Origin of the sequence: Bradyrhizobium sp. LMG 9283, assembly GCF_045571415.1 — a bacterium.
GTDB lineage: Bacteria > Pseudomonadota > Alphaproteobacteria > Rhizobiales > Xanthobacteraceae > Bradyrhizobium.
The window spans coordinates 1,068,532-1,077,500 of sequence record NZ_CP120691.1 but is presented as its reverse complement, the minus strand read 5'-3'; the positions used below and the strand labels follow the sequence as shown (position 1 = coordinate 1,077,500).

4 protein-coding genes, 2 tRNA genes and 2 rRNA genes (1 of these 8 running past the window's edge) are annotated in these 8,969 nt (G+C 60.7%); 3 read left to right on the top strand and 5 right to left on the bottom strand.

The genetic code is table 11. The features are described 5' to 3' along the window. The 4 genes from P6U29_RS05025 to P6U29_RS05010 all read right to left on the bottom strand — a co-directional run. Positions 1-506 (bottom strand): 23S ribosomal RNA (locus P6U29_RS05025); it reaches 2,339 nt to the left of the window's first position. Between the two features lie 384 nt (positions 507-890). Beyond that, positions 891-966, bottom strand: a tRNA-Ala gene (locus P6U29_RS05020). Positions 967-1,079: 113 nt separating this feature from the next. Further along, positions 1,080-1,156 (bottom strand) — tRNA-Ile (locus tag P6U29_RS05015). A gap of 224 nt (positions 1,157-1,380) precedes the next feature. Next, positions 1,381-2,869 (bottom strand): 16S ribosomal RNA (locus P6U29_RS05010). Together the 16S and 23S rRNA genes with 2 tRNA genes alongside form the textbook arrangement of a ribosomal RNA operon. A gap of 999 nt (positions 2,870-3,868) precedes the next feature. On the opposite strand from P6U29_RS05010, the gene P6U29_RS05005 reads away from it, so the two are divergent. Together P6U29_RS05005 and P6U29_RS05000 are read left to right on the top strand one after the other, a co-directional pair. Beyond that, on the top strand, positions 3,869-5,932 hold the full coding sequence (locus P6U29_RS05005) for a M23 family metallopeptidase (RefSeq protein WP_407116586.1): 2,064 nt from the start codon (positions 3,869-3,871) through the stop codon (positions 5,930-5,932). Positions 5,933-6,069: 137 nt separating this feature from the next. After that, the gene (locus tag P6U29_RS05000) at positions 6,070-6,432 is read left to right on the top strand and encodes an SPW repeat protein (RefSeq protein ID WP_407116585.1); all 363 of its coding nucleotides are present in this window, start codon (positions 6,070-6,072) and stop codon (positions 6,430-6,432) included. A gap of 86 nt (positions 6,433-6,518) precedes the next feature. Here P6U29_RS05000 and P6U29_RS04995 read toward each other — a convergent pair whose 3' ends face one another. Beyond that, positions 6,519-6,914: a hypothetical protein gene (locus P6U29_RS04995; RefSeq protein ID WP_407116584.1), complete on the bottom strand. Its 396-nt coding sequence runs from the start codon at positions 6,912-6,914 to the stop codon at positions 6,519-6,521. Positions 6,915-7,320: 406 nt separating this feature from the next. Here P6U29_RS04995 and P6U29_RS04990 point away from each other — a divergent pair, with 406 nt between their 5' ends. Then, complete coding sequence (locus P6U29_RS04990) at positions 7,321-8,940, top strand: hypothetical protein (RefSeq protein ID WP_407116583.1); 1,620 nt, start codon at positions 7,321-7,323, stop codon at positions 8,938-8,940. The last annotated feature ends 29 nt before the right edge of the window (positions 8,941-8,969 follow it).

The window sequence follows — 8,969 nt, the reverse complement described above, 5'->3', positions numbered from 1 at the left end:
TTAGGCTTGGAGGGTGGTCCCCCCGTGTTCAGACAGGATTGCACGTGTCCCGCCTTACTCGTGGATACATCATCGCATTACTCGTACGGGGCTATCACCCTCTGAGGCCCAGCTTTCCTGACTGGTTCCGATTGTCTTTGATGTATCACTGGCCTGGTCCGCGTTCGCTCGCCACTACTAACGGAGTCTCTGTTGATGTCCTTTCCTCCAGGTACTTAGATGTTTCAGTTCCCTGGGTTTGCTTGAAACCTCCTATGTATTCAGAAGTCTCATACCTTCTCTTGATAACCGGAAATCCAAAACCTCGCGGCTTGATTTCTCGCATTTCTGGTCGAACCCCAACACACAAGGTCTTGGAGTTCCGGCTATCGAAGGTGGGTTTCCCCATTCGGAAATCCGCGGATCAAAGCTTCTTCGCAGCTCCCCACGGCTTATCGCAGCGTAGCACGTCCTTCATCGCCTCTCAGCGCCAAGGCATCCACCGAACACCCTTAAGGCACTTGATTGCTCTCATTATCAATGTCCACACACTCGGCAGAATGTTGTCTGTAAGAACTGCCTTGCGGCACGCGCCCTCGACGAACGCTATTCTCACAGCCGGACATTGACTAGAAAGACCAGCTTGCTTCGTAAGATCGTTCCGATAGCGAGGCGGTCAAGCTTCGCTAAAAGGATCATTTACAACCCGCATCCAACCTCACGGCTGGAAGCGAGCGCCGAAATGATCCGGAGATAATGAAGGCTCGCGCAACGATATGTTGCACGATCCAACTCGGATCGATCTCCTCTTTACGATGTCAGAAAACACGCAACTTGCTGTCTATCCAGACTAGCAAGATGCGAAGTGATGTTTCGCGGACGACGGTCAAGATCTCGGTGATCAAACCATCTGGTGGAGCCAGACGGGATCGAACCGACGACCTCATGCTTGCAAAGCACGCGCTCTCCCAGCTGAGCTATGGCCCCGTAACCAGAAGACGAAGCGCTCTTTCTGTCCGGCGTCGCCCTTCGGGCTATGCCGGACGCGCTTCGCCTCGTCGTTCTGCCTGGCGGTGCCATGCGAAGCCGACGGCGAAGCGTGGTGGGCCTGGGAAGACTTGAACTTCCGACCTCACGCTTATCAAGCGCGCGCTCTAACCAACTGAGCTACAAGCCCTAACGCTATCCCTTTCAGGATTAGGGTCTTGCGTGCGTCGACCGGCGACCAGCGCCGAATGCAATCGCACAGCGCAGCCCCGGCGCGTGTTCGTCCGCGAAGAAAGAGAAACGAAGACGGCGAAATCCCGCCAATGCAGCTCAACGATCTGGCGATCTGTTGGCCACTGATGTTTCTAAAACGATCCGATAGTGAGCGTGAGCTCGCTGAAGGATCATCCTTAGAAAGGAGGTGATCCAGCCGCAGGTTCCCCTACGGCTACCTTGTTACGACTTCACCCCAGTCGCTGACCCTACCGTGGCCGGCTGCCTCCCTTGCGGGTTAGCGCACCGTCTTCAGGTAAAACCAACTCCCATGGTGTGACGGGCGGTGTGTACAAGGCCCGGGAACGTATTCACCGTGGCGTGCTGATCCACGATTACTAGCGATTCCAACTTCATGGGCTCGAGTTGCAGAGCCCAATCCGAACTGAGACGGCTTTTTGAGATTTGCGAAGGGTCGCCCCTTAGCATCCCATTGTCACCGCCATTGTAGCACGTGTGTAGCCCAGCCCGTAAGGGCCATGAGGACTTGACGTCATCCCCACCTTCCTCGCGGCTTATCACCGGCAGTCTCCTTAGAGTGCTCAACTAAATGGTAGCAACTAAGGACGGGGGTTGCGCTCGTTGCGGGACTTAACCCAACATCTCACGACACGAGCTGACGACAGCCATGCAGCACCTGTGCTCCAGGCTCCGAAGAGAGGGTCACATCTCTGCGACCGGTCCTGGACATGTCAAGGGCTGGTAAGGTTCTGCGCGTTGCGTCGAATTAAACCACATGCTCCACCGCTTGTGCGGGCCCCCGTCAATTCCTTTGAGTTTTAATCTTGCGACCGTACTCCCCAGGCGGAATGCTTAAAGCGTTAGCTGCGCCACTAGTGAGTAAACCCACTAACGGCTGGCATTCATCGTTTACGGCGTGGACTACCAGGGTATCTAATCCTGTTTGCTCCCCACGCTTTCGTGCCTCAGCGTCAGTACCGGGCCAGTGAGCCGCCTTCGCCACTGGTGTTCTTGCGAATATCTACGAATTTCACCTCTACACTCGCAGTTCCACTCACCTCTCCCGGACTCAAGATCTTCAGTATCAAAGGCAGTTCTGGAGTTGAGCTCCAGGATTTCACCCCTGACTTAAAGACCCGCCTACGCACCCTTTACGCCCAGTGATTCCGAGCAACGCTAGCCCCCTTCGTATTACCGCGGCTGCTGGCACGAAGTTAGCCGGGGCTTATTCTTGCGGTACCGTCATTATCTTCCCGCACAAAAGAGCTTTACAACCCTAGGGCCTTCATCACTCACGCGGCATGGCTGGATCAGGGTTGCCCCCATTGTCCAATATTCCCCACTGCTGCCTCCCGTAGGAGTTTGGGCCGTGTCTCAGTCCCAATGTGGCTGATCATCCTCTCAGACCAGCTACTGATCGTCGCCTTGGTAGGCCATTACCCTACCAACTAGCTAATCAGACGCGGGCCGATCTTTCGGCGATAAATCTTTCCCCGTAAGGGCTTATCCGGTATTAGCCCAAGTTTCCCTGGGTTGTTCCGAACCAAAAGGTACGTTCCCACGCGTTACTCACCCGTCTGCCGCTGACGTATTGCTACGCCCGCTCGACTTGCATGTGTTAAGCCTGCCGCCAGCGTTCGCTCTGAGCCAGGATCAAACTCTCAAGTTGGACTTGAACTTTGAACCGGCTGATCACAACGTTTGACGAGGTCCCACCATTTTTCATCGGCCGAAGCCGAAGAGCTGCCTGCGATTCACATCGCTGGCAACGATGGTGTTTCCTTTAAACGTGTACCGCCGAAGTCTTCGTCCGGTCTCGATCAGAAAAGCCGAGGCTTTTCAGAAGCGAGACCCGCAAGGACTCCGCCGTCCACGTTTCTCTTTCTTCATCTTCACTTGTCAAACAGCCCGGAACCGGAGAGGTCCCAACCTTCCGAGGAGGAAGGGTTCCGACACCCTTACCGACGATGAATGACTCCAACCGACTGGCGTCGATTGTTGTGTCACTCAACAAGGTGAGGAGCATCAGTGGCGCGTTCGCTCGCCTTGGTCAGTGACCCGGCGGCGCCGCGCTCAGTGGTTGGGGTTATAGGCCCCGCCTTCCGGGCTGTCAACGCCATTCGTCAACAAATCGTCGCACAGTGGATCATCGCAAAAATTCTAGTGATTCCAGTCGATTAGAGCGCTCACAGGCGCGTGGACCGGGGCCGCACCGCAAAAAATCTCAAAAAAAGTTTGCGCCTCAGGGGGCTCCGGAGTGGCTCCAGGGGGTCTCCGGAAGCGGCTCCAGGCGTCCCTCCGGGCAGCCTCCGGCGCCCCCCGTTCAGGAAACTTTTTCCATATTAGGCGCCGTACTTGAGCCACAATCCCGCGGCGTTCTGATAAGAGACAAGCTTGAATCGCAGGGATGCCTGTGGGGGCTGCCGGCGATTTTCATGGGGTCAGAGGAAGGCGATCTTGCAGATGACGCGACCTTCTTCCGACATTCGAGAGACATCGAGAGACCTTTTTCCGTTTAGCTGTTCGTAATTTCGGCCGGCCCGTCATCGAGGCCTTCTGACCGCGAACGCCTATGCGGCTTGCCGTTTCCTGCGATACGCCTCGAAGAGGGCGACCGGGAAGAGGCTTGAGACAGGGGCTTTTGGGTCGTTGAATTGGGGGACTTGGGTTGAACCACAGGACGTCACGCGGCGCTTACGGGCGTGAGACCGGGATCATCGATCTCGGCCACGAGCCGCCGCTGTCCGTTGACGGTTCCGAAGCCGCCGTGATCGACCGCCGTCGCGTCTCGGTGCAATGGTTCAGCGGTACAATTCTGACCGGACTTTGCGGCGCAGCCCTGATCGGCGGCGCCGTTTTCGCGTCGCTCGACGGCGAAATGACCTTCGCCAAGGTGCCGGAGCGGGTCGAAGGCGCGCTGCGGGGTGCATTCGGCGCCGCCGATCGCGCCGCCACGCTGCACAAGAGCGACCGCCTGCCGCCGCCGAGCGAATCCACGGCCTCACGCAACGTCATGCGCGTTTCGACGGTCGCTCGCGTCGGCAACCGTGACGTGATGCGGGTGCGTCCCTTCGTCCGCATCGCAGGCAACCTGTCGATGACGACGAGCGACCTGTCGGCGAAGATCCCGCCGTTCAACGCCCAGCGCCTGCTCACCGACGTCGGCTCCGATCCGAAAACGGCGTCCGACGATCCCAACAATCCGGAAGCCGTCGAGCCCGACGCGGAAGTGTCCTTCGTCACCAAGGACCTGTCGCCGGTGCTGCCGAAGGCCAAGATTACCGCGGTGGTGGCGCTCGACGACATCCTGATGCGGGTCCGCGATGCCGCCAATTGGCGCGGCAATGGCGGGGTGCGCTACGCCTCGCTCGCCAATGCCACGGCCGACGTCTCCGGCGCGCCCGGTCCATCCGACATCAAGATGGCCTACGCCACCGAGGCGTCGTCATCCGATCCCTATGCCGGTTTCGAGACGCGCGTGGTGCCGGAAAACGTCACGCTGCTGCCCAAGACCAAGGAGCAGATCACCGGCGGCAATCCCAACGGCGAACGCGTTCACATTGTCAAGAAGGGCGACAGCGTCGCTGGCGTGCTGCGCGATCTCGGCGCCAATGCCGACGAGATCAAGGCGATCACCGCAACGCTCGGGCCGCGCGGCCGCGACGGCGGCCTCAAGGAAGGCGAGAAGCTCCGCATCCTGATGGCGCCCGCAAGCCCGGGCGCCCGCTTGCAGCCCTATCGCGTCGTGGTTGCAAACGACACCATGGTGGAAGCGATCGCGGCACTGTCCGATCTCGGCAAATACGTCGCGGTCGACGTCTCCAGCATGAACACCGTCGCCGATACTGCGGCGAGCGCCAGCAGCGACGACGAGGACGATGACGACGGCTCCGGCGTGCGGCTCTACCAGAGCATCTACGAGACCGCGATGCGCAACAAGGTCCCGATGCCCGTCATCGAGGACATGATCAAGATCTATTCCTACGACGTCGATTTCCAGCGCAAGGTGCAGCCGGGCGATTCCTTCGACGTGTTCTACGCCGGTGAAGACGAGGGCGTGACCACGACCGAAAAGAACGACGTGCTGTTCGCTTCCCTCACGGTCGGTGGTGAGACCAAGAAATACTACCGCTATCAAAGCCCCGACGACGGCGTCGTCGACTACTATGACGAGACCGGCAAGAGCGCGAAGAAGTTCCTGGTCAGGAAGCCCGTCAATAACGCCATCATGCGCTCCGGCTTTGGCGGCCGCCGCCATCCGATCCTGGGTTTCGTGAAGATGCACACCGGCGTCGACTGGGCCACCGCCTACGGCACGCCGATCTTCGCCTCCGGCAACGGCGTGATCGAGAAGGCCGGCACCGAGGGCGGCTACGGCAAGTATATCCGCATCAAGCACAACAACGGCTACGAGACCGCCTACGGCCACATGTCAGCCTTCGCCAAGGGCATGGAAGCCGGCAAGAAGGTCCGCCAGGGCCAGGTCATCGGCTTCGTCGGCTCGACCGGCGCGTCGACCGGTCCCCACGTTCACTACGAAATCCTGGTCAACGGCCGCTTCGTCGACCCGCTGCGCGTAAAACTGCCGCGCGGCCGTTCGCTGGAAGGTCCGATGTTGGCAAGCTTCGAGAAGGAGCGCGACCGGCTCGACGGCATGATGAGCGGCCGTGGCGGCGCCATCGCCCGGATGTCGGACGCGACCGGCGGGCCGCTACAGGTCACCAACCGGTAAATCGGTCGGGCCGACCTCGTGGCCGGCTGGCCGCGCGCCTCCCTCCCTTCATTCAATTTCGGTGGAACCGCAGGGAACACGCTGGGGAGTGACCCGGTTGTTTTTGCATGAGGGGGCGGAGTTCACGGAGGAATGTCATGGAGAACTGGACGAACGCAAAATGGTGCGACGTCGCGAACCTGATCCTCGGCGCATTCCTGTTCTTCTCGCCCTGGATTTTCGGTTTCGATGCCGGACTGGCCTCTCAGAACGCGTATGTCGCGGGCATCGTGATTGCGATCCTGGCTATCGCAGCGCTCGCAGCCTTCGCGGTGTGGGAGGAGTGGCTCAACCTGATCGTCGGCCTTTGGACGCTCATTGCACCCTGGGTGCTCGGGTTCCAGGACGCCAAGACGGCAATGACCGTTCACGCCGTGGTCGGCATTCTGGTCGCCGTGCTTGCTGCGATCGAGCTCTGGATGATGTCCCAGAACCCGCCGCGGCTCACGACGAACCGATAACGGTCAACGTCCCACCGGCACCACGCCGTCGGCACCACGCCGTGAGCGGGTGGGACGTCAGTTCGACCGCGATCCGCGCGATAGCGCTAGGAAAGCACCGACGCCCGCACGATCACGAAGACGATTCCGATCGCTGTCAGGCCGAACGAGACGGCCGCCAGCGGCAACAGGACGTCGATCGCGGCATGCGAACCGTGAAGCTTTGCGTCCCAGACCGTGAACTCGCCGGCTTCCCAATCGTGCAGCGACGTCGCCCCCAAATGCCGCTCGTACGGCATTTGATATCTCCTCCAGACACGCGAAATGGTCCATGGCAGCAGGATCGCGACCACGAACAGCAGCGTTACCAAAGCGAGGGAAACGCTGACATCACTGCTACGGTCAAACAGCGCCCACGCCATGAGCGCGAACCATGCGACGAGGCCGACCGCCGCCCCGTAGATTTTGGGATGAAGTTCGTCGAAGACGAGATCTCGTTTCATGACGATATCCTGCGCTGGCTGCGAAGCAGGTTTCAACGACGATTTTGGGATTGCGGACCGCGATCAATCAGCCCGCTCAGCCAAGCCCCTTTGAGGACCAGATCCTGTGTCCGGTGGGACCTAGATGAAAATCCCAGTGCTCGGCGGCAAAGCTCTAACCCTGGCCCGAGGCAGCAGTTTCATTAAATCGAGCGGCACCGACGGCTCTCGTTAAGCCCGGGCGGAGCTGCTGCGAGCAACAGGTAAGCCGGCAATTCAGCCGAACGTTTTCAGCGACGCGATGGCAAGAGAGCCATGGCATGAGACGCTGTAGGGCCGCACCGCCTTGCCGCACTACAACGTCAAGTTTCGTTTGCCAAAGCCGCGTGACGGGCGAATACTTTCCAGAAAAATGGGGGGTCACGCCATGAAAACCAGGCTCGCCTGCGCAGCCGTCGCCGCTGCGCTTTTCGCCGCCACGAGTGCATCGGCTGACAGCTGGGAGGTCACTCGGCTCGTTCCCGGCTCGGCGTTCCATGGCGTGCACGGGCTCGGAATCGACAAGGCTGGCCATCTGTTCGCCGGCAGCGTCGCGGGCGCAGCGCTCTACGAGGTCGACATTGCGGGCGCTACCGCAAAGGTTGCAATCCCAGCTCCAATCGGAATGGCCGACGACATCGCGTTCGCGCCTGATGGCACTATGGCCTGGACCGGATTCCTCGCCGGCGATCTCTATGCGCGCAAGGGCGACGGACCGATCAGGAAGCTTGCGAGCGGCCTTCCCGGCATCAACTCGCTCGCCTTCCGCAAGGACGGCAGGCTCTACGCCACCACTGTCTTCCTCGGCGATGCGCTCTACGAGATCGACGTCGAGGGCGTCAAACCGCCCCGCCAGATCATGGAGAAGATGGGCGGTCTCAACGGCTTCGAGTTCGGTCCGGACGACAAGCTCTACGGTCCGCTCTGGTTCAAGGGCCAGGTCGCCAAGGTCGATATCGACAAGGCCGAGCTGACCGTCGTCGCCGATGGCTTCAAGGTCCCGGCTGCGGTGAACTTCGATTCCAAGGGCAATCTCTTCGTGGTCGACACTGCGCTCGGCCAGCTCGTGCGGGTCGATCCCAAGTCGGGCGCCAAGACCGTGGTCGCGCAGCTGAAGCCATCGCTGGACAATCTCGCCATCGACGACAAGGACCGCATCTACGTCTCCAACATGGCCGACAACGGCATCCAGGAGGTCGACCCGGCGACGGGCCAGGCCAAGCAGATCATCATCGGCAAGCTCGCCCTGCCCGGGGGCATCGGCGTCACCTCGGATAACGGCAAGGATACGATCCACGTCGCCGACGTGTTCGCCTATCGCACTGTGGACGGTGCGACCGGCGAGGTCACCGAGAAGGCGCGCATGCACGCTGCCGGCGTCACGCTCGAATATCCGATGAGCGCGACGGCGCAGGACAGCGACGTGGTCCTGTCGAGCTGGTTCACCGGCACGGTGCAGGTGATCGACGGCAAGACCGGCGCCACGCGCGAGATGCTGCACGGCTTCAAGGCGCCGCATGACGCGGTCGTGCTCGCGGACGGCAGCATCCTGGTGGCCGAGCTCGGCACCAAGTCACTGGTCAAGGTGAGCGGTGAGCACGGCAAGGATCGCAGCACGCTGATCGGCGCGCTCGAAGGCCCGGTCGGGCTCGTTCGCGGGAAAGCCGACGAGGTCTACGTGACCGAGGCGTTTGCGGGCCTCGTCTCCAGGATCGACAGCAACGGGGAAAAGACCGTGATCGCCAAGGAGCTGAAGATGCCCGAAGGCATCGCGCGCACCGGCGACGGCAAGCTGATCGTCGCGGAGGTAGGCGCCAAGCGGCTGATCGAGATCGCACCGGAGAGCGGCAAGATCACCGAGATCGCCGCCAATCTGCCGATCGGCCTGACCGGCGCCCCCGGCGGCTTGCCGACGCATATTCCGACGGGCGTCGCGGTCGGGACAACGGGCGTGATTTACTTCAGCTCGGACCTTGAGAACGCGATCTACAGGGTGGTGAAAAAGTAGCATCCGCCGGACCAGGCCTGACTGCGGAA